The sequence below is a fragment of the uncultured Sulfitobacter sp. genome (genome assembly GCF_947502895.1).
In the GTDB taxonomy this organism is placed as follows: domain Bacteria; phylum Pseudomonadota; class Alphaproteobacteria; order Rhodobacterales; family Rhodobacteraceae; genus Sulfitobacter.
The window spans coordinates 1,422,565-1,441,302 of the sequence record NZ_CANNBM010000001.1 but is presented as its reverse complement, the minus strand read 5'-3'; the positions used below and the strand labels follow the sequence as shown (position 1 = coordinate 1,441,302).

19 protein-coding genes are annotated in these 18,738 nt (G+C 55.6%); 12 read left to right on the top strand and 7 right to left on the bottom strand.

The window, feature by feature from the left end:
* Positions 1-16 precede the first annotated feature (16 nt).
* Complete coding sequence (locus Q0903_RS07095; RefSeq protein ID WP_299027011.1) at positions 17-2,209, top strand: response regulator; 2,193 nt, start codon at positions 17-19, stop codon at positions 2,207-2,209.
* Here the strand turns inward: Q0903_RS07095 and yaaA are convergent.
* The 3 genes from yaaA to Q0903_RS07080 all read right to left on the bottom strand — a co-directional run bounded on the left by yaaA (position 2,194) and on the right by Q0903_RS07080 (position 5,431).
* Positions 2,194-2,973 carry a peroxide stress protein YaaA gene (yaaA, locus tag Q0903_RS07090; protein WP_299027008.1) on the bottom strand — a complete coding sequence of 260 codons (780 nt, stop codon included), beginning with the start codon at positions 2,971-2,973 and terminating at the stop codon, positions 2,194-2,196. The two genes, Q0903_RS07095 and yaaA, sit on opposite strands and share 16 nt — an antisense overlap.
* A 28-nt stretch (positions 2,974-3,001) precedes the next feature.
* Positions 3,002-5,050, bottom strand: a complete 2,049-nt coding sequence (recQ, locus tag Q0903_RS07085; protein WP_299414092.1) for a DNA helicase RecQ — start codon at positions 5,048-5,050, stop codon at positions 3,002-3,004.
* 93 nt (positions 5,051-5,143) lie between these two features.
* A complete protein-coding gene (locus Q0903_RS07080) occupies positions 5,144-5,431 on the bottom strand; it encodes a YggT family protein (protein WP_299027003.1) in 288 nt (95 codons plus the stop codon).
* Between the two features lie 135 nt (positions 5,432-5,566).
* On the opposite strand from Q0903_RS07080, the gene Q0903_RS07075 reads away from it, so the two are divergent.
* The 7 genes from Q0903_RS07075 (at position 5,567) to Q0903_RS07045 (ending at position 11,889) form a co-directional block, all read left to right on the top strand.
* Positions 5,567-6,109, top strand: coding sequence for an acyl-CoA thioesterase (locus tag Q0903_RS07075; RefSeq protein ID WP_299414089.1), 543 nt, complete (start codon positions 5,567-5,569; stop codon positions 6,107-6,109).
* A gap of 65 nt (positions 6,110-6,174) precedes the next feature.
* Positions 6,175-7,548 carry an MFS transporter gene (locus tag Q0903_RS07070; protein WP_299414086.1) on the top strand — a complete coding sequence of 458 codons (1,374 nt, stop codon included), beginning with the start codon at positions 6,175-6,177 and terminating at the stop codon, positions 7,546-7,548.
* Positions 7,545-8,495, top strand: coding sequence for a penicillin-insensitive murein endopeptidase (gene mepA, locus Q0903_RS07065; RefSeq protein WP_299026996.1), 951 nt, complete (start codon positions 7,545-7,547; stop codon positions 8,493-8,495). Before Q0903_RS07070 ends, mepA begins: the two co-directional genes overlap by 4 nt.
* Entirely contained in the window at positions 8,492-9,355 is an 864-nt protein-coding gene (locus tag Q0903_RS07060; protein ID WP_299414083.1) for an esterase-like activity of phytase family protein, read from the top strand. Before mepA ends, Q0903_RS07060 begins: the two co-directional genes overlap by 4 nt.
* A gap of 93 nt (positions 9,356-9,448) precedes the next feature.
* Complete coding sequence (locus tag Q0903_RS07055) at positions 9,449-10,066, top strand: queuosine precursor transporter (RefSeq protein ID WP_299414081.1); 618 nt, start codon at positions 9,449-9,451, stop codon at positions 10,064-10,066.
* 337 nt (positions 10,067-10,403) lie between these two features.
* Positions 10,404-10,823 (top strand): alternative ribosome rescue aminoacyl-tRNA hydrolase ArfB, encoded by a 420-nt coding sequence (arfB, locus tag Q0903_RS07050; RefSeq protein ID WP_299026985.1) that lies wholly within the window; start codon positions 10,404-10,406, stop codon positions 10,821-10,823.
* Between the two features lie 178 nt (positions 10,824-11,001).
* Positions 11,002-11,889, top strand: coding sequence for a DMT family transporter (locus Q0903_RS07045; protein WP_299414078.1), 888 nt, complete (start codon positions 11,002-11,004; stop codon positions 11,887-11,889).
* Here the strand turns inward: Q0903_RS07045 and Q0903_RS07040 are convergent.
* Entirely contained in the window at positions 11,886-12,311 is a 426-nt protein-coding gene (locus tag Q0903_RS07040; RefSeq protein ID WP_299414076.1) for a Fur family transcriptional regulator, read from the bottom strand. The genes Q0903_RS07045 and Q0903_RS07040 overlap by 4 nt on opposite strands.
* A gap of 120 nt (positions 12,312-12,431) precedes the next feature.
* On the opposite strand from Q0903_RS07040, the gene Q0903_RS07035 reads away from it, so the two are divergent.
* The 4 genes from Q0903_RS07035 to Q0903_RS07020 are packed head-to-tail and all read left to right on the top strand — an operon-like array spanning position 12,432 to position 15,881.
* The gene (locus tag Q0903_RS07035; RefSeq protein ID WP_299414073.1) at positions 12,432-13,331 is read left to right on the top strand and encodes a metal ABC transporter substrate-binding protein; all 900 of its coding nucleotides are present in this window, start codon (positions 12,432-12,434) and stop codon (positions 13,329-13,331) included.
* Positions 13,328-14,191: a manganese/iron ABC transporter ATP-binding protein gene (locus Q0903_RS07030; RefSeq protein ID WP_299414070.1), complete on the top strand. Its 864-nt coding sequence runs from the start codon at positions 13,328-13,330 to the stop codon at positions 14,189-14,191. The genes Q0903_RS07035 and Q0903_RS07030 overlap by 4 nt, the downstream gene beginning before the upstream one ends.
* The gene (locus Q0903_RS07025; protein WP_299414067.1) at positions 14,188-15,042 is read left to right on the top strand and encodes a metal ABC transporter permease; all 855 of its coding nucleotides are present in this window, start codon (positions 14,188-14,190) and stop codon (positions 15,040-15,042) included. Before Q0903_RS07030 ends, Q0903_RS07025 begins: the two co-directional genes overlap by 4 nt.
* Positions 15,039-15,881, top strand: a complete 843-nt coding sequence (locus tag Q0903_RS07020) for a metal ABC transporter permease (RefSeq protein WP_299414064.1) — start codon at positions 15,039-15,041, stop codon at positions 15,879-15,881. The genes Q0903_RS07025 and Q0903_RS07020 overlap by 4 nt, the downstream gene beginning before the upstream one ends.
* On the opposite strand, the gene Q0903_RS07015 is transcribed toward Q0903_RS07020, so the two are convergent.
* Genes Q0903_RS07015 through pncA form a run of 3 tightly spaced genes read right to left on the bottom strand, consistent with a single transcriptional unit; the run spans position 15,878 to position 18,728 of the window.
* Positions 15,878-16,786, bottom strand: coding sequence for an aminotransferase class IV (locus Q0903_RS07015; protein WP_299026964.1), 909 nt, complete (start codon positions 16,784-16,786; stop codon positions 15,878-15,880). The genes Q0903_RS07020 and Q0903_RS07015 overlap by 4 nt on opposite strands.
* The gene (pncB, locus tag Q0903_RS07010; RefSeq protein WP_299414060.1) at positions 16,783-18,075 is read right to left on the bottom strand and encodes a nicotinate phosphoribosyltransferase; all 1,293 of its coding nucleotides are present in this window, start codon (positions 18,073-18,075) and stop codon (positions 16,783-16,785) included. The genes Q0903_RS07015 and pncB overlap by 4 nt, the downstream gene beginning before the upstream one ends.
* A gap of 59 nt (positions 18,076-18,134) precedes the next feature.
* Positions 18,135-18,728, bottom strand: coding sequence for a bifunctional nicotinamidase/pyrazinamidase (gene pncA / locus Q0903_RS07005; protein ID WP_299414057.1), 594 nt, complete (start codon positions 18,726-18,728; stop codon positions 18,135-18,137).
* Between the last annotated feature and the right edge of the window lie 10 nt (positions 18,729-18,738).

Genomic DNA, 18,738 nt, shown 5'->3' with positions numbered 1-18,738 from the left:
GACCAATGAGGAATGGATGAGCCTACAGCAAAAACTCACCGAAGAGCGGCGGGGCCGTTTGGCGGCAGAACGAATGCTGGAGCTGAAAAAGGCCGAGCTTTTCGCCGCAAATCGCAAACTTGGCCGCCATGCGCGCCAGTTGAGTGATGAAATCGTCGATACCCGCGCGCTGGTCGAAAGCATGGGCGCAGAGAATCGCAAGGTCCGCTCTGATCTGCACGCCGCACACGAAAAAATCGCCGTCGTCGAGCGGCGGTTGTGGCATTCGATCGAGACGATCAAGGACGGTTTTGCCTTTTTCGACGGAGACAATCACCTGATCATGGCAAACCAGTCCTATCTGGCTGTGTTCGAGGGACTGGAAGTTATCCAACCGGGTGTGAATTTCGTCACCATCCTTCAAGCCTTAACAGATGAAGGCATCGTTGATCTGGGCGGAATGGAACCCACCGCATGGCGCCAGCGTATGCTGAGCCGTTTCCAGCAGCAGAACCCAGAGCCCGAAGTTATCCAGCTTTGGAACGGTCAATACATTAAAATGATCGACCAGCGCGGACCGGGCGGTGACGTGGTCTCACTTGGGCTCGATATTACCACGACGGTCCAGTACGAGCGGGAACTGGACGCCGCGCGCGAGCAAGCCGAAGCTGCCAACCGCGCCAAGTCCGCCTTCCTTGCCAATATGAGCCACGAGATCAGAACGCCAATGAATGGTGTCGTCGGCATGGCCGAGTTGCTTGATGATACGGTGCTGAACGAAGAACAGCGTCTATACGTGCAGACGATCAAAAACTCGGGTGAAGCGTTGTTGGTAATCATCAACGATGTGCTGGATTACTCCAAGATCGAAGCCGACAGGCTGGAGCTGCACAATGCGCCCTTTGATCTGGAACGCGCCTGCCAGGAGGTCATCATGCTGCTACAGCCAATGGCCCGCGACAAGGGGCTGGATCTGTTGCTGGACTATGATCTGTTTCTGCCCACCAACCTGATGGGGGACGCAGGACGTGTGCGGCAAGTGCTGACCAACCTGATCGGCAATGCAGTCAAATTCACGACAGAGGGCCACGTTTTGATTCGTGTCACAGGGATAACGGATGCAGGCACAGGGATCGTCGCCATTCACATGACGGTAGAGGATACAGGCATCGGTATTCCCGATCACATGACCGCCCATATCTTCGGCGAGTTCAATCAAGTCGAGAACGAGCGGAACCGCCAGTTTGACGGCACAGGCCTTGGTCTTGCGATCACCAAACGTCTGGTTCAGCTGATGAAGGGTGAAATCTGGGTTACATCCGAAGAAGGCGTCGGGTCGTGCTTTGGCTTCCGCGTCGAGATGGCGGCCGACGGTGAAGTGGACGTCTCTTATCCATCACTCGCCTCGCAGATGCGGCAAGTGATGGTGCTGGATGACAGCGTTGAGAACCGCGGTATTCTGGAGCGGCAATTGGCGCAGCTACAACTCAAGACTGTCGGAGTGTCCTCAACCAGCGAGGCATTGAAGGCTGTCGACGGGCAGATTGATTTGATCGTTGCAGATCATAAACCGCCGGAGGTAGACGCGCTGGCTCTTATGGCGCAGCTGCGGGAAAAGGGCGATGAAACACCCGTGATCTTGCTCAGCGCAAGCCTGATAAGCGTAAAGGAAGATCCTGCAGCGCAAGGGTTTGCCGCAATGATGCAAAAACCGCTACCGCGCAAAACGCTCTTCTCGGTATTGAAGGATATAGCGCCAGCAGAGGCACCACCGCCCCCCGCACAAACGGCGGCCGATCAGACGCCAGAACTACGCCCCATGCGAATACTGGCAGCCGAGGACAACCGCACAAACCGTCTCGTCTTTAGCAAGATGGTCAAATCGCTGAACATCATTCTGGAATTCGCCGAGAACGGTGAAGAGGCTGTAGCGCTTTATCAAAGCTTTAAGCCCGATCTTGTCTTTATGGATATTTCCATGCCGCGTATGGACGGCAAAGAGGCGACACAGGAAATTCGCAAGATCGAAGCACGCACAGGGGGGCATATCCCGATTGTCGCCATGACGGCTCACGCGCTGCCCGATGATGACAAGACCATTCTACAAGCAGGGCTGGATCACTACCTGACCAAGCCATTGCGCCGCGCCGCGATCGAAGAACACGTGCAGCTTGCCCAGCCAAAGGGAACACTGCCCGTCATGGATACAAACGCTCAGGAGGCTGGATAAGGACGCAAGAAAACAGGCGTGTCAGGTTTGGACAACTCGGGCGTATAGGCATAGCCGCCTATATCAAACTCCAAAATACCATCAGGTTGATTTATCCGCTTTTGCATAACGAACCGTGCCATCGCACCGCGTGCTTTTTTTGCATAAAAGCTGACGATTTTAGGGCCTTTCCCGTCGCCTTTGTCTTCCATAAATTGCGGTGTGATCACACGCAGCTTGAGCGCCTTCAGGTCGACTGCGCCGAAATACTCCTGACTGGCACAATTGACCAAAACATCGCTGTTCGTTGCATCCGCCTGTGCATTCAAAGCATTAGACAGTTCGCTACCCCAATATTCATAGAGGTTCTTACCTCGCTGTGTTTTCAGCTTGCTGCCCATCTCCAAACGGTAAGGCTGGATCGCATCCAACGGGCGAAGCACACCGTATAGCCCTGACAAAATGCGCAGATGATCCTGTGCAAAGGCCAGCTCTTCTGCGTCCAGACTGTCTGCCTCCAGCCCCTGATAGGTGTCCCCCGCAAAGGCCAACGCGGCAGGGCGCGTCAGATCGGCTTCCGGCGCCTCGACATAGGTTTGAAACCGCTCTCGGTTCAGCGCCGCAAGGTTTTCGCTCAGCGACATGAGAGACTTCAAATCACTCACGCTCAGCCCGCGCGCGGCCTCCACCAGCTCTGCGGCGTTGTCCAGAAAGTCAGGAGTGGTCGTATCGACGTCACGTAACGCCCAGTCCAGCTTTTTCGCAGGTGAAATCACAACAAGCATGTCCGCTCCTCTTTGCTTCGATGGTTACTTAGTCCGCGTCCCGCAGGACGTCCAGAAATGCGGCGCCAAATCGCTCGGCGCGCCGCTCTCCCAATACCCGCGTCAGGCCTTCGGCATCGGCATTGTACATCTGTGCAACTTTGGCCAACACAGACGCCGAGCAGCTCAGCGGCTTTTCCGTACCCATCGCCCCGCGCGAAAGCTCTGCCTGTTTTTCCAGCAATTGATCATAAATCGTGCCTGCGTCACGTCCCACCAGTTTACGGCGGCGGGGATGCATTACTTCGGCTTCGCCGTTAATCACCTCCAGAAACGCTGCACCATAACTTTCCAGCTTTTTGGCACCAATGCCGCTGACACCCGCCATCTGGTCAAGATTTGCAGGGCGCGTTTCTGCCATTTCGATCAAGGTTCGGTCGGTAAAGATGATGTAAGCTGGCACTTTAGCCGCCTCTGCAAGGCCGCGCCGCTTGGCCTTGAGCGCGCTCAGCAACGGCGCGTCTTCATCACTCACCATCGCTTTTACCGCAGGACGGCGGGTGGCGCTGCCCGCAGCCTTGATGCTATCGCGGCGCAGGGTGATTTTAGCCTCGTCGCGCAAGATGGGTAGGGCCGCATCTGTCATGCGCAATGCGCCATGACGCGCAGGATCCGGCCGGATCAAATCACGGCCCATCATCTGGCGAAAGACGGCCTGCCATTCGGGCTTGGAATACTCGGTGCCGACGCCGTATGTCGGTAACGATTGATGCCCGCGCTGTTTAACCTTGTCCGTCTCGTTGCCCAGCAAAATGTCAATCAAATGGCCAGCGCCGAACCACTCCTCGGTACGCAGCATGGCAGACAGCGCCTTGCGCACCGCCGTTGTGCCATCAAACGTATCTACAGGGTTATCACACAGATCACAGCGACCACAGGTGACTTCGCTTTCGTCAAAATAGCCCAGCAGCGTTTTGCGCCGGCAATCCAGCGCCTCAGCCAGACCCAGCAGCGCGTTCAGGCGCGCATGATCGGCGCTACGCCGCTCGGGCGGGGCAAGCCCTTCGTCAATCTGGGTGCGGCGCAGGCGGATATCTTCGGGACCAAATAGGGTGAGCGTTTCAGCGGGTGCGCCATCACGGCCCGCGCGACCAATTTCCTGATAATAGCTTTCTATGCTTTTGGGCAAATCAGCGTGGGCCACCCAGCGAATATCAGGTTTGTCGATACCCATCCCGAAGGCCACTGTCGCCGCAACAATCAATCCGTCCTCTTGCTGAAAACGCCGCTCTGCGATGCGTCGGTCCTCGGCTTCCATCCCACCATGATAGTGGATGGCCGTCTGACCCGCATCATTCAGCGCGCGCGCGATGCCTTCGGTTTTTGCACGCGTCCCGCAATAGACAATTCCGGACTGGCCCCGTCGCGCAGCAGCAAAGTTCAGGATCTGGTTGCGCGGGCTGTTCTTGGCCGCGAACATCAGGTGAATATTCGGGCGGTCAAAGCCACGCAAAAACGCCCTCGGCGGAGTGCCCCCAAATAGCTTTTGAACAATTTCGGCCTGCGTTTCTGTATCGGCCGTGGCCGTGAATGCGGCCAGCGGCACATCAAGCGCGCGCTTCAACTCTCCGATGCGCAGATAATCAGGACGGAAATCATGGCCCCACTGGCTGACGCAGTGCGCCTCGTCAACGGCGATCATGCGCACGCCCACGCGTTTGAGCATCCCCATCACCGATCCAGCAGCCAAACGCTCTGGCGCCATATAGAGCAGTTTCAGCGTGCCAGCTTCCAACCCCTCCCAAACCGCATCCGTCTCCTCGGGGGTATTGCCAGAGGTCAGGGCACCCGCCCCCACACCCACTTCTTGCAGCGCACGAACCTGATCGCGCATCAGCGCAATCAGCGGCGAAATCACAACAGTGACGCCTTCGCGCATCAATGCGGGCAGCTGGAAACACAGGGACTTACCGCCCCCTGTCGGCATGATTGCCAACACGTTTTCACCAGCGGTTACAGCCTCTACAATCTCTTCCTGACCAGGCCGGAAACCGTCAAAGCCGAAAACATCTTTTAGCAGCGGGGCAGCGCCGGACATGAAGAAACCTGAAGTTGGGAAAAGCAGCAAAGCCAGACTCCCATATCCCCCCTAAGGGGGCAAGGACTTCTCACTGCTTTTTCGCAGAAGAGCCTAGTAAAAGAGGGCCGCGTTGTTTGTCAGCACGATCCGCGCAATTGCCACACCGATCAGCACTGCGAGCGGAGCCAGATCAAGCCCGCCCATATTGGGAAGAACACGGCGAATGGGTGCATAGATAGGCTCTAACAAGCGGTTGATGCCATACCACAGCTGGGCCACCAAAGGCTGGCGCGTGTTGAGCACCTGAAAGTTGATCAGCCACGACATCACCACATGGGCAATGATGAAAAACCACAGGATATTCAGCAAAAGCATCAGGATCATAAACAGGGATGTCACGGCGCGCAGTCCTTTCAGGAAACAGATGCACAGCAGTTAAGCCCCGCACGAGAAAAGGACAAGGGTGCCGCAAGGTTCATGGTTGACGTTATCCGCACCAAGGTCATTTGGAGGGGCAACAAAGGAGGTCTGTGCATGTTCCCGTTTATCCGCCTTATCAAAGATGTCTATCTGGCTGGCCGCCAGCCACAATTTACATCCCTGACTGATACGCATGTTTCGCACCACATCTGCTGGCCGCAGGATCTGGACGTGTTTCTGGAACTGAACAACGGAAGGGCCCTTACGCTCTACGATCTGGGGCGCATTGCGATGGCCCGCCGCGCCGGCCTTATCACTGTATTAAAGCGCGAGCGGTGGGCGCTAACGATGGCCGGATCGCATGTGCGTTTTCGCCGTCGCATTCGCGGGTTTGAACGGTTTACCGTGCGCAGCCGAGCTGTCTGCTGGGACGATAAATTTATATACATCGAGCAATCCATGTGGAAGCGGGACGGCGAATGCGCAAGCCATGTGCTGTACCGTGCCGCTGTGACAGACAAAAACGGCATCGTCGCCCCGCCCCGTGTGTTGACAGCGTTGGGCCAAGATGTCGTATCGCCGCCAATGCCCGACTGGATCGCCAACTGGACCCGCGCAGAGGCGACACGGCCATGGCCGCCAATGCAAGACAGCTAGGCAACCTCTTCTTGCGCCAATAGGCACAGCCTGTTCTATGTGGGTGCAAAAGAGGGGGCGCTTCAATGGCCGTACTGTCACAACGCAAGCGGATCTGGGGCTGGTATTTCTTTGACTGGGCAAGTCAGCCCTACAACACACTAATCCTGACCTTCATTTTCGGTCCTTATTTCACCAGCACACTGTCGGCCAATCTGGTTGCTGACGGTTTGGCTGAGGAAGCTGCTCGCGCGCAGGCGCAGGCCACTTGGGGCTGGGGTTTGGCCATTACTGGCATTTGCATCGCCCTGCTTGCCCCTTTGCTAGGCGCGATTGCAGATAACTCGGGGCGCAAGATGCCTTGGATATGGCTGTTCTCACTCATGTACTTTGTAGGTTCGGGCGCGCTGTGGTGGACGGCCCCGCAGGATTTCTCGGTGCTTTGGGCGCTGACCTTCTTTGGCATCGGCCTAATAGGAATGGAGTTCGCTACCATTTTCACCAACTCGTACCTGCCGGAACTCGACGATGATCCAGCAGAGTTGGGCCGCATTTCGGGATCAGGCTGGGCGTTTGGATATGTCGGGGGGCTGATCGCGCTGGTGATCATGCTGTTGCTGTTTCAAGCAACGGGAAGTGGCAAGACAATGGCAGGCCTGTCGCCGCTTTTCGATTTGGATCAAGAAACCAAAGCCGACACGCGCATTGTTGGACCACTCTCAGCGGTTTGGTTCGCTGTGTTTATGATACCATTTTTCCTCTATACCCGTGACACGCACAAAGTAGGTGCAACGCGTCTGGTGGTCGGTGACGCCATGCGTGACCTGCTCAAGACCCTACGCGGCTTGCCGCAACATCCCTCTTTGATGGCTTATCTCGGCTCTTCCATGTTCTATCGGGACGGGCTGAACGGGCTTTATACCTTTGGCGGCATTTATGCAGTTGGTGTGCTGGGCTGGAGCGTGACCGAAGTTGGCATATTCGGTATCGTCGCAATTATTTCGGGCGCTGCGTTCTGCTGGGTTTCGGGTCGTGTTGACCGTCGCGCAGGACCAATGCCTGTTATCATCTTTTGCGTTCTCACACTGGCATTCGTTTCCTTGTTGATTGTATCGATAACGCCCGAATCGATTCTGTTTATTCCCATCGCTGAAGGCTCTAACATGCCCGATGTGACCTTCTTTATCGCTGGTGCCGTGATCGGTGCAGCGGGAGGCGCGCTGCAAGCATCCTCTCGCAATATGATGACGCGGCAGGCAAATCCCGCCCGTATGACCGAGGCGTTCGGCCTTTATGCCCTTTCTGGCAAGGCTACATCGTTCCTTGCACCTGCTCTCATCGCCCTCACCAGTCAGATGACAGGAAGCCAGCGATTGGGCGTTAGCCCCGTTGTGGGGCTGTTCATCATCGGTTTGATCCTGTTAATCTGGGTAAAACCGAAAGGGGACTTCAGCACATGAAAATCTCGACACTCTCAGTCTTCGCAGCATTGGCAATGGTCGTTGCCAGTTGTGGCGGTGCGCGTGACATCAGCGGCTCGAAACAGCAAAAGCCCGACCTTCCCACCATCGGGGAACTGGCCGGACCCTTGGCAAATGTGCAGGCGAAAAAACTGTTCGGCACAAAATCATCCGGCTCTCGGCAGTCGCCTGATGTATTCGGCGGTTACGCGAGAGGCTGCCTTGCCGGTGGCGTTCAACTGGCCGAAAGCGGGCCTACATGGCAGGCAATGCGCTTGTCCCGCGGGCGCAATTGGGGCCATCCCGAACTGGTTGATATGGTCACAAAGCTCAGTCAATTTGCAGCGCAGCAACCCGGTTGGAACGGTCTGTATATAGGCGATCTGAGCCAGCCACGCGGCGGCCCGATGCTGACAGGTCACCGCAGCCACCAAATCGGGCTCGATGCCGATATCTGGATGCTGCCGCCAACATCTCTCAGTTTGACAGCCAAACAGCGCGAAAATATCTCGTCCATCTCAACGCGTCGCGCCAAGGGTGCCTACGTAAATGATGCATGGACGCGTGCGCACCACAATATCATCAAGGCGGCTGCAAAAGACCCACGCACAGAGCGGATTTTTGTCTTTCCCGGCGCGAAAGTACAGATGTGCGAAGACGAGCGTGGCGATCGCAGCTATCTGCGTAAAATCCGGCCATGGTACGGGCATCACTACCACTTCCACATTCGACTGGCCTGCCCCAAAGGCGCACGTGGATGTGTAAACCAGAATCCGCCCCCGAAAGGGGATGGCTGTGCTGATGCGCGCGAATGGCAGGCGAACATCCTGAACCCGCCAAAAGCCAAGCCAAAGCCCAAGAAACCGACAGCGCCACGCAAGCCGCGCCGCGAATTACTTTTGGCCGATTTGCCAGCCCAGTGCAAAGCTGTGCTTGATTCAAATTGATCCGTCTTGCGCTGATCCTGATCTGTCTGTGTAGCCTTGCACAGGCGCAACCGTCGCTGCGCGGAGGTACTGCCCTGCGTTGGGAGATTGACGCACCCTGGTTCGGGGGGTGGTCAGGCATTGAAGTGACGGATCAGGGCGCGAAAATGACGGTCATTAGCGATCGTGGGCAATTAGTAGAAGCAACACTGATACGCGAAAACGGGAAGCTGAAAGGCGTTGCCGTACGCAGCAGCCAACGCTTGGGCCGTGCGGCAGGCGGTCGTCTGCGCAAGAAGGCCAGTGATGCGGAAGGGCTCGCCATTGCACAGAACGGCAAGGCGTTCGTCTCTTTCGAGCATCGACACAGGATCATGGCGACCGATCTCGCGTCAGGGCGCACAAAAGCGCGTATTGCCCTGCCCTTCCAGAACACATTGGGCGACAATGCAGGCATTGAGGCTCTTGCCATTGCACAGGACGGCACGCTGTTTGCCGTGGCCGAGCAGGCCCGTGCCGACGGCGGCCCCTTCCCTCTTTATGCCTATGCCAATGGTAAATGGCGCCTAAGTGCGCGTATTCCCCAACGTGGGCCTTTCGTGCCTGTAGGTGCGGATTTTGACAGCCTTGGTCGTCTATGGTTGCTGGAGCGGGCAACGACACCGTTGGGCTTTCGCAGCCGTATCAGGTTATTCGTGATCGATCCACGTGCGGCACGTGAAGACGTCATTATGACAACGATACCTGCACGCTATGATAACCTCGAAGGCATCAGCGTTTGGGAGGACGCCCGGGGGCAGCGCCATGTCACAATGATCTCGGATGATAACTTTATGCGGATATTGCGAACGCAGATCGTCGAATACACCGTTCGGGAATAGGCTTGCGCAAGCGGGTAAAGCCGCCTAAAGCAGCGGCTGTCTGCGATCCTCGCAGGCCAAGTCGCCGCACCCTTGCAAAAACGGTTTTATATTATGACACGCACACATCTTCCTGGCATCATTGCCATGGCCATCATTGTTGTGGCCTCCAACATCCTCGTTCAATTTTTGTACGGTAACTGGCTCACGTGGGGGGCCTTCACTTATCCTCTCGCCTTTCTGGTTACGGATATTATGAACCGTGTCTACGGCACTGCTGCTGCGCGCCGCGTTGTTCTAACCGGTTTCGTTGTGGGCATCGCATGCTCGTTGATCGGGACACAAATCATGGGCGAATTCGGCCCATTGGTCACAGTACGCATCGCAATTGCCTCTGGCCTTGCATTCTTGGTAGCACAAATGCTCGACGTCGGAATTTTTGCTGCATTGCGCAACGGCGCATGGTGGAAAGCACCGCTGGTCTCAACACTGGTGGGCAGCACGGTTGATACCGCGATCTTCTTTTCAATCGCGTTTTCCAGTGCGTTTTCATTTGTTCATCCGGCCACAGATGTCTCATGGGCTGCGGACGTGCTGCCCATTCTGGGCATGGGGCCAGTAGCACCTTTGTGGGTTTCTCTCGCTGTGGCGGATTGGGCGGTCAAACTGTCTTTGGCGCTACTTGCGCTTGTGCCCTTTCGTATCATCACCGCACGGCTTCGTGCTGCCTGATCGGGCAGTAGCAATTAAATCGCCTCTGATGTTGAAGAAAGTGCTTTGTGATTTCGCAAACCTGTGTGACGCTCGGGGTGATATTAACAAAAGCAAAGGAGGTGATCTAGTGTCAAGAACGGTACTGGAGCGAGGTGTCGGAACAGCTTTGGAGATCGTTTGTTAGGGCAGCCCCTGACATGCTGAATTCCTGAGTGGACCATCGGTCTAACCGATCCCACCTCCTATACAATTCGATTGGGCCGCTCTGTATCAGGGCGGCCCTTTTCGCTTTTTGGCACATACCCCGCATGAGAATGCCCTTCACCTCTGGTGTCGCTCCGCTATGTTCTGCAACATGTTGTATATCACTGATGCCATAACCTTGCAGGACTGGGAGCTTTCAGAGAGCTTTATGCGCGCTTCGGGCCCTGGTGGGCAAAATGTGAACAAAGTGTCATCCGCTGTGGAATTGCGGTTTGAAGCGGCCACCTCCCCCTCTCTGCCGTTGCCCGTCAAAAACCGTCTGCGGCGTTTAGCAGGGCGCCGCTGGAACAACGAAGGTGCGTTGGTGTTACAATGCGACGAGACGCGCAGCCAAGCCCGCAACCGAGAGTTGGTCCGTGAGCGGCTTAAAGAGTTGATCTTACAGGCGCTGACCCCGCCAAAGCGGCGGATCGCCACGCGACCCACACTGGGTTCCAAAAAGCGTCGGCTGAAAGCCAAAAAGGTGCGCGGCGAAGTGAAAGCAATGCGCGGTAAAGTCGATCCTGACTGAACTGCCATTCCCGTTTGGGGATGTGATGTAATCGAGTTTACAGGAAAGATATGAAAGCTGTTGATCGGCACGTCACTGCCAGACCCTCTGCCTGTAGGACGGCGGCAAAGGGTCTGTATTTTCTCTGTTTTGGCGATGTGCGATGGTCATTAGCTGCGCAGCACAGCATCATAGGCCAATGAAAAATGATCGTACGACACTCGCTGTGATTCTGTTGCTCTGCGCGCTGACGCTGTTTGACGGGATGGGGCTTATCATCAAGCATCTTTCTTCAAGGTATGGTGCCGCAGAGCTGTCGGCGTGGCGCAATGTATTTGGACTGATTCCGTCACTCATTGTGCTGTATGCCTCTAAAGAGTGGCATGCACGCGGGCGGGTTTGGAAGCTACGCCAGTGGCGAATGGGGTTGGCACGTGGTGTGATCCTCACCTTTGCACAGTTTTCGTTCTATCTGTCGCTTGGGATGCTGACCTTTGCCACAGCCTCTACGATTACTTATGCGAATTCACTGTTTGCTGTTGCGCTGGCAGTACCTTTGCTTGGTGAAAAGGTGGGGTGGATCAGATGGTCAGCCGTTTTGATTGGCTTTGTAGGAGTAATCTGGATTGTACGGCCCGGGGCAGATACGTTTTCTGCGGCGGCATTGCTGCCGCTGGGAGCCGCAGCCTGCTATGCCCTTGTCGGAGTAACAGCGCGTATGATGGATGATGATGTTCCGACACCGCTTATAAATTTGTATTCCAGCGTTGTGGCCCTGTTTGGCGCGATCATTCTTACGTTGTTTACCGGCGGGTTCAGCCCTGTAGCCAATACCACTGATGTGTTGTTCATCATTGCTATGGGGGGTTTTGGTGGCTCGGCGGTACTGCTGCTAATCATGGCCTACCGCATGGCAGAACAGAGCAATCTGGCACCGTTTAACTATTTCGGCATTCCATTGGCTTTTCTGCTTGGGTGGGTTTTCTTTGACGAAGCACCTTGGGACGAGTTGTTTCCCGGTGCGCTTTTGATTGTACTGAGTGGGATGTTGATCGTCTGGCGTGAAAGACGGCTCAAACGCGCCTAACGCTTTTTGCGGCAATAAAGCTCTAGCCGGTGATGTACCACCTCATACCCTAATTCGCGGGCGATCTCGTCCTGTAGCTGTTCGATTTTGTCAGATTGGAATTCAATCACCTCGCCCGTGTCCACATCAAGGATATGGTCATGGTGGTCCTCGTGGGTCGTCTCGAACCGTGCTCCGCCACCTTCAAACGCATGACGGTGCACCACGCCTTCATCCTCCAGCACAGACAGAGTGCGATAGACCGTAGCGAGGGAAACCGATGGCTCCACGGCCTTGGCCCGTTCATGCAGTTCGACCGCATCAGGGTGATCCTTTGCTTCGGCCAGCACCCCCATCAACGCGATACGCTGACGTGTCACCCGAATACCTGCTTTGCGCAGCGCGGCGCCCATCTTTTCGGTTGTGTCCGTATCTTTGCTCATATCGCCCCGCTCTTTTCGCATTCACCCGCTATGTTTGAGAATCGTTATCATTCTTATTTACAGTTGTGAATGGTTCTCATAAGCATTTCAGAGAGAGCGACACTGGAGGATGAAATTATTATGCGTAAATTTATCACCTTAGCTAAGACCGCCACCATCGCAGGTGTGCTGGGTATCTTTACCAGTGCCGCAGGCGCGCAGGAGCCATTCAAGGCTGTGACAACCTTTACTGTGATCGCGGATATGGCGCGTAATGTGGCGGGTGACGTCGCTGTTGTGGAAAGCATCACAAAGCCAGGTGCAGAGATCCATGGATATGCGCCGACCCCGCGCGATATCATCCGCGCGCAAGACGCCGACCTGATCTTGTGGAACGGTCTAGGGCTTGAACTTTGGTTCGAGCAATTCCTGTCCAACCTGCGTGATGTACCGTCAGCTACGTTAACCGAGGGAATCGAGGCGATTTCTATTGTTGAAGGCGAATATAACGGCAAGCCGAACCCCCATGCGTGGATGGGTCTGGATAATGCGCTGGTCTATGTGGACAACATCCGCGACGCATTCATCCTGCACGATCCTGACAACGCCGGAACCTACCGCCAGAATGCCGAAACCTACAAGGCGCAGATCACTGCGACCATTGCCCCCCTGCGCGCTGCTATTCAGGCTGTGCCAGAACAGCAGCGGTGGCTTGCCACATGTGAGGGGGCGTTCAGCTATCTCATACGGGATTTCGGGATGAAGGAATTATACCTCTGGCCCATGAACGCAGACCAGCAAGGTACACCACAACAGGTTCGCCGCATGATTGATACGGTGCGCGCGAACAAAATTCCTGCTGTGTTCTGCGAATCCACTGTCAGCCAAGCACCCGCGCAACAGATCGCCCGCGAGACGGGCACAAAATACGGTGGCATTTTGTATGTAGACAGCTTGACCGAAAGCGATGGCGCGGTGCCAACCTATCTTGATCTGCTGCGGGTGACGTCCTCAACCATCGTAGAGGGCCTTACAGAATGAGCGTGGGCATTTCGGCACATGATGTAACTGTTACCTACCGCAACGGGCACACCGCCCTGCGCGACGCGACATTCGAGATACCGACAGGCACAATCACTGCACTGGTTGGTGTGAACGGCGCAGGAAAATCGACCCTGTTCAAGGCAATTATGGGATTTGTGCCCGCTGCCAAAGGTGAAATTTCGGTTTTGGGCATGCCCGTGAAAGAGGCGCTGAAACGCAATATTGTCGCCTATGTTCCACAGTCCGAGGAGGTTGATTGGTCCTTTCCAGTACTGGTGGAGGATGTGGTGATGATGGGCCGCTATGGTCATATGGGGTTTTTCCGTCACCCGAAAAAAGCTGACCATGCCGCGGTCACCAGCGCGTTAGAGCGCGTTAATATGGCCGAATACCGCCACCGCCAGATTGGCGAACTATCGGGCGGGCAGCGCAAGCGTGTTTTCCTCGCACGTGCTTTGGCCCAAGAAGGGCAAGTGATCTTGTTGGACGAGCCATTCACTGGCGTTGACGTACAAACCGAAGATGCAATTGTTGAGCTGCTGCGGGACATGCGCGATGAAGGCCGCGTTATGCTGGTATCAACGCACAATCTAGGCTCTGTCACCGAGTTTTGTGACCGCACTATTTTGGTCAAGGAAACGATTATTGCATACGGCACGACAGCCGATACCTTTACCCATGATAATCTGGAAATCGCATTTGGCGGCGTTTTGCGCCACTTCGTGATCGGCGGCGCCGATCTGCACGACGACGACGATGCGCGCACCATCCGCGTTATTACCGATGATGAACGGCCATTCGTCGTTTACGCAGACGAGACGGACCGCGAAAAAACCGAGCGGGAGAAAGCGGATTGATAGACACACTGCTGCTGCCCTTTTCATACGGGTATATGTTTAACGCTATGTGGGTCAGCGCACTGGTTGGCGGGGTTTGCGCATTTTTGTCAGCCTACCTGATGCTCAAGGGCTGGTCCCTGATCGGCGACGCGCTCAGCCATTCTATCGTGCCCGGTGTTGCGGGGGCCTATATGCTGGGTCTGCCGTTTGCGCTGGGGGCTTTCGCGGCGGGTGGTCTGGCAGCAGGGGCGATGCTGTTTCTCAACCAGCGTTCTGGCCTCAAGGAAGACACGATTATCGGGCTAATATTTACCTCCTTCTTCGGGCTTGGTCTGTTTATGGTTTCGCTTTCTCCCACATCGGTGAGCGTTCAGACAATTACGATGGGTAACATCCTCGCCATTACACCGTCAGACACGCTGCAGCTGGCAATTATCGGATTTGTCACGCTGGCCGTGCTGCTGGCCAAATGGAAAGACCTGATGGTCACGTTTTTTGATGAAAACCATGCGCGCTCTATCGGGCTGCGGCCGGACCTTCTCAAAGTTCTGTTTTTCATGTTGCTCTCGGCTTCATGTGTCGCGGCGCTGCAAACCGTCGGCGCGTTCTTGGTCATCGCGATGGTCGTCACGCCAGGGGCCACTGCGTATCTACTCACCGACCGCTTTCCTCGCTTGCTGATCGTAAGTGTGACGATTGGCGCCGGTACTTCGTTTATCGGCGCATACCTGAGCTTTTTCCTCGATGGGGCCACTGGGGGTATTATTGTAAGTCTCCAGACGCTGATCTTTCTGACGGCCTTTGTCTTTGCACCCAAACACGGCTACCGCGCGGCACGGCGCAAAGCGCGTGAGGCGTTGCGCCCATGATAGAAACGCTGCTTCAACCTTTTCAGTTTGCATTTATGCAAAGCGCATTTGTGATGATGTTGATCATCTCCGTGCCCACCAGCCTGCTGTCATGTTATCTGGTGCTCAAAGGGTGGTCACTGATGGGGGACGCCATAAGCCATGCAGTACTGCCTGGTGTGGTACTGGCCTATATTCTTGGAATACCGCTGATTGTCGGTGCATTCTCTGCGGGGATGTTCTGCGCGCTTGCGACAGGGTTTCTAGCAGACAACAGCCGCGTGAAGCAGGATACTGTAATGGGTATCGTTTTTTCCGGCATGTTCGGTTTTGGCATCGTGATGTACACAAAAGTCTCGACCAACCTTCATCTCGACCACATTTTGTTTGGCAATATGCTGGGTGTAAATGCGACTGATCTTTGGACTGCCGGTCTGATCGCATGTTTTGTGAGCACTCTGATCATTGCCAAACGGCGCGACCTCATGTTGCACGCCTTTGATCCTGTTCAGGCCCAAGCTGTCGGTCTGCGGGTGGGCTGGCTCCATTACGGGTTGCTGGCGCTCATTTCCCTGACCATTGTTGCAACGCTTTCTGCGGTCGGGATCATCCTGTCGATCGGATTGCTGATTGCACCTGGTGCGATTGCATTCCTTCTGACCCAAAAATTCGCGCGTATGTTGCCGATTGCAGTTGGCGTCACCATGCTTTCCGGTGTTCTTGGGGTCTATGCCAGTTTTTATCTTGATAGTGCGCCGGCCCCGACGATCATTCTGATCCTGACCATCATTTTCATCGTGGCCTTCATCAGGTCGAACAGGATAACGCAGCGCAAATCTGCCGCCACGCGCGTTGATTAGGCTCTGATATTCTCGGCTATGGCCTGTTTGTACAGCTGCCTGATACGCTCGGTCACAGGTCTGCTTCCATCCCCGATAGGCTTGCCGTCAATCTGTGAGACAAGCGTTTGCGCCCCAAACGTACCCGTCAAAAACGCTTCGTCTGCGCCATAGGCCTCGTATAGGGAATAGTTACGCTCAAACACGGGGATGCCATCGGCGCGGCACAGATCAATCACCTTTTGTCGCGTGACACCGTTCATGCAATAGTCGCCCGTCGAGGTCCAAACCTCGCCCCGACGCACGATGAAAAAGTTGCATGCGTTGGTTGTGTTTACGAACCCGTGCGGGTCCAGCATAAGCGCCTCGTCCGCACCTGCCTGTTCGGCCTGCAGACAGGCGATGACACAGTTCAGCTTGGAATGGCTATTGTATTTGGCGTCTTGCGCCATGGGTAACCCGCGCACCTGAGGTACCGTAGCAAGACGTATACCTGTACTGCTCAGCGTCTCTACGGGTTTGGAATGTTCCATAATAATCACCAGCGTCGGGCCACTGCGCGACAGCGACGGGTGTTGGAAGGGCTTTACTTTAGGCCCTCGTGTTAGCATCAGTCGGCAATGCACATCATGGGTCATGCCGTTTGCCTCGGCCGTCATGCGCAATGCCTCGGCAATGCCTGCCTCGTCCATGCCGACATCCAGAGACACCGCTTTGCAGGAGTTGAAGAAGCGGTCCATGTGTTCGTCAAAGAATGCCCAAACCCCATGATAGAGCCGCATTCCCTCCCACATCCCGTCACCCAGCAAAAAGCCGCTATCATAAACCGAGACAGTCGCTTCGGCGCGCGGTTTTAGCACGCCGTTGATGTAAATCAGGATATCTTCGTTGCGCGCGTCTTCATCTGCTTCGTGGGTGGTGGTCATACAATTACGTCCTGTGCAGCTTGTTCGCCCATATCAAAAACACGCTTGTACCGCGCGATCTCGGCATCGGGACCCATGGCCTTATTCGGATTATCAGAGAGTTTAACAGTTGGTGCTCCGTTGGCGCTGATTGCCTTGCAAACAAGACTAAAGGGCGCCAGCGCATCGTCCGGCACCAAACCGCGAAAATCATTCGTCAACAGTGTCCCCCAGCCAAAAGAAATCGCCGTTTTCCCCGCAAACTGCTGGTGCAATTCCTTAATCTTGGCCACGTCCAGACCGTCGCTGAAAATCACCCGCTTCTTGCGCGGGTCTTCGCCGCGCGATACCCACCAATCAATCGCCTGCTGTGCGGCTGTTGCCGGATCACCACTGTCGATGCGGATACCAGTCCAGCCTGTCAGCCAGTCCGGCGCATTATCCAAAAAAACCTGACTGCCATAGGTGTCAGGCAGGATGATGCGAAGGTTGCCCTCGTGCTCTTCGTGCCAATCCTCCAGCACCTTGTAGGGCGCCTGAAACAGATCTTCATCATTCTCGGCCAAAGCTGCATAGACCATCGGCAACTCATGGGCGTTGGTGCCAATCGCCTCCATCTCGCGCTTCATTGCGATCTTGCAATTAGACGTGCCCGTGAACTTTGCGCCCAATCCTTCGCTCATCGCTTGCACGCACCAATCCTGCCAGAGAAAGCTATGCCGGCGGCGGGTGCCGAAATCGGCAATCGACAGATCCGGCACATCGCGAAGCGCCTCGACCTTTTCCCATACGCGGGTCATAGCGCGGGCATACAGTACCTGAAGTTCGAACTTCTCCATGCCGTCCAAAACCGAACGGCTGCGCAATTCCATCAACACTGCCAAAGCTGGAATTTCCCACAGCATGACTTCGTGCCACTTGCCCTCGAACGTCAACTCGTATTGATCGCCGACGCGCTCCAGATGATAGGGTGGCAGGCGCAGATTCTCGAACCACTCCATAAAATCGGGGCGGAACATTTGGCGTTTACCGTAGAACGTATTGCCCCGCAGCCAGGTAGATTCGCCACGGCTGAGCGAGAGAGAGCGAATGTGGTCCAGCTGCTCCCGCAACTCGCCCTCGTCGATCAGATCAGCCAGCGGAATGTGCTTGGAACGGTTGATCAAACTGAACGTGACCTGCGTATCCGGCTTGTTCCTAAAAATAGATTGACACATCAACAGCTTGTAAAAGTCAGTGTCGATCAGCGACCGGACGATCGGGTCGATCTTCCATTTGTGGTTCCAGACGCGGGTGGCGATATCAACCATGTGTATAGGCTCCGTTGGGCCGTTAATTTGTGGCCTATGCGCTGTAGCGGGGCAAGCGGTTAGTCAAAGGTAACGCCCGCCCCGGTCATAGCTTTTTCCGCCTCGGCGAGCGAACCGTTCAGATCAATGGCGCGGCACAGATCGCGCCGCACATGCACTTTGAATCCGGCTTGGGCTGCATCCACAGCCGAATAGTTTACACAAAAATCCAGCGCGAGACCAACAAGTGTCACTTCCTGCACGCCGCGTGTGCGCAGATACCCTGCAAGGCCTGTGGGCGTTTTATGATCGTTTTCGAAGAAAGCAGAATAGCTGTCAATCGCAGGGTTGAACCCCTTGCGGACAATCAGATCAGCCCTATCCGTCTCTAACACGGGATGAAACGCCGCGCCGCGCGTACCTTGAATACAATGGTCAGGCCACAGAACTTGCGGCCCATATGCCATGTCGACCATGTCGTAGGGCGCATTGCCAGCATGCGACGAGGCGAATGACGAATGGCCCGCGGGATGCCAGTCTTGTGTCAACACCACAGCATCAAACCGCCCCATCACCGCATTGATGCCAGCAACGATCTCGTCTCCACCCGCAACTGCAAGTGCGCCTTGCGGACAAAAATCATTCTGGACGTCGATAACAAGAAGCGCGTGCATGGTCTGATCC

Excerpts from the sequence above, each read along its gene's own strand:
- Q0903_RS07095 (WP_299027011.1), top strand. The coding sequence starts at position 17 with ATGAGCCTACAGCAAAAACTCACCGAAGAGCGGCGGGGCCGTTTGGCG.
- Q0903_RS07020 (WP_299414064.1), top strand. The coding sequence starts at position 15,039 with ATGATAGAAACGCTGCTTCAACCTTTTCAGTTTGCATTTATGCAAAGC.
- Q0903_RS07030 (WP_299414070.1), top strand. The coding sequence starts at position 13,328 with ATGAGCGTGGGCATTTCGGCACATGATGTAACTGTTACCTACCGCAAC.
- yaaA (WP_299027008.1), bottom strand. The coding sequence starts at position 2,973 with ATGCTTGTTGTGATTTCACCTGCGAAAAAGCTGGACTGGGCGTTACGT.
- recQ (WP_299414092.1), bottom strand. The coding sequence starts at position 5,050 with ATGTCCGGCGCTGCCCCGCTGCTAAAAGATGTTTTCGGCTTTGACGGT.
- arfB (WP_299026985.1), top strand. The coding sequence starts at position 10,404 with ATGTTGTATATCACTGATGCCATAACCTTGCAGGACTGGGAGCTTTCA.
- Q0903_RS07015 (WP_299026964.1), bottom strand. The coding sequence starts at position 16,786 with ATGACCACCACCCACGAAGCAGATGAAGACGCGCGCAACGAAGATATC.
- pncB (WP_299414060.1), bottom strand. The coding sequence starts at position 18,075 with ATGGTTGATATCGCCACCCGCGTCTGGAACCACAAATGGAAGATCGAC.
- Q0903_RS07040 (WP_299414076.1), bottom strand. The coding sequence starts at position 12,311 with ATGAGCAAAGATACGGACACAACCGAAAAGATGGGCGCCGCGCTGCGC.
- pncA (WP_299414057.1), bottom strand. The coding sequence starts at position 18,728 with ATGCACGCGCTTCTTGTTATCGACGTCCAGAATGATTTTTGTCCGCAA.
- Q0903_RS07045 (WP_299414078.1), top strand. The coding sequence starts at position 11,002 with ATGAAAAATGATCGTACGACACTCGCTGTGATTCTGTTGCTCTGCGCG.
- Q0903_RS07075 (WP_299414089.1), top strand. The coding sequence starts at position 5,567 with ATGTTCCCGTTTATCCGCCTTATCAAAGATGTCTATCTGGCTGGCCGC.
- Q0903_RS07070 (WP_299414086.1), top strand. The coding sequence starts at position 6,175 with ATGGCCGTACTGTCACAACGCAAGCGGATCTGGGGCTGGTATTTCTTT.
- Q0903_RS07055 (WP_299414081.1), top strand. The coding sequence starts at position 9,449 with ATGACACGCACACATCTTCCTGGCATCATTGCCATGGCCATCATTGTT.
- Q0903_RS07035 (WP_299414073.1), top strand. The coding sequence starts at position 12,432 with ATGCGTAAATTTATCACCTTAGCTAAGACCGCCACCATCGCAGGTGTG.
- mepA (WP_299026996.1), top strand. The coding sequence starts at position 7,545 with ATGAAAATCTCGACACTCTCAGTCTTCGCAGCATTGGCAATGGTCGTT.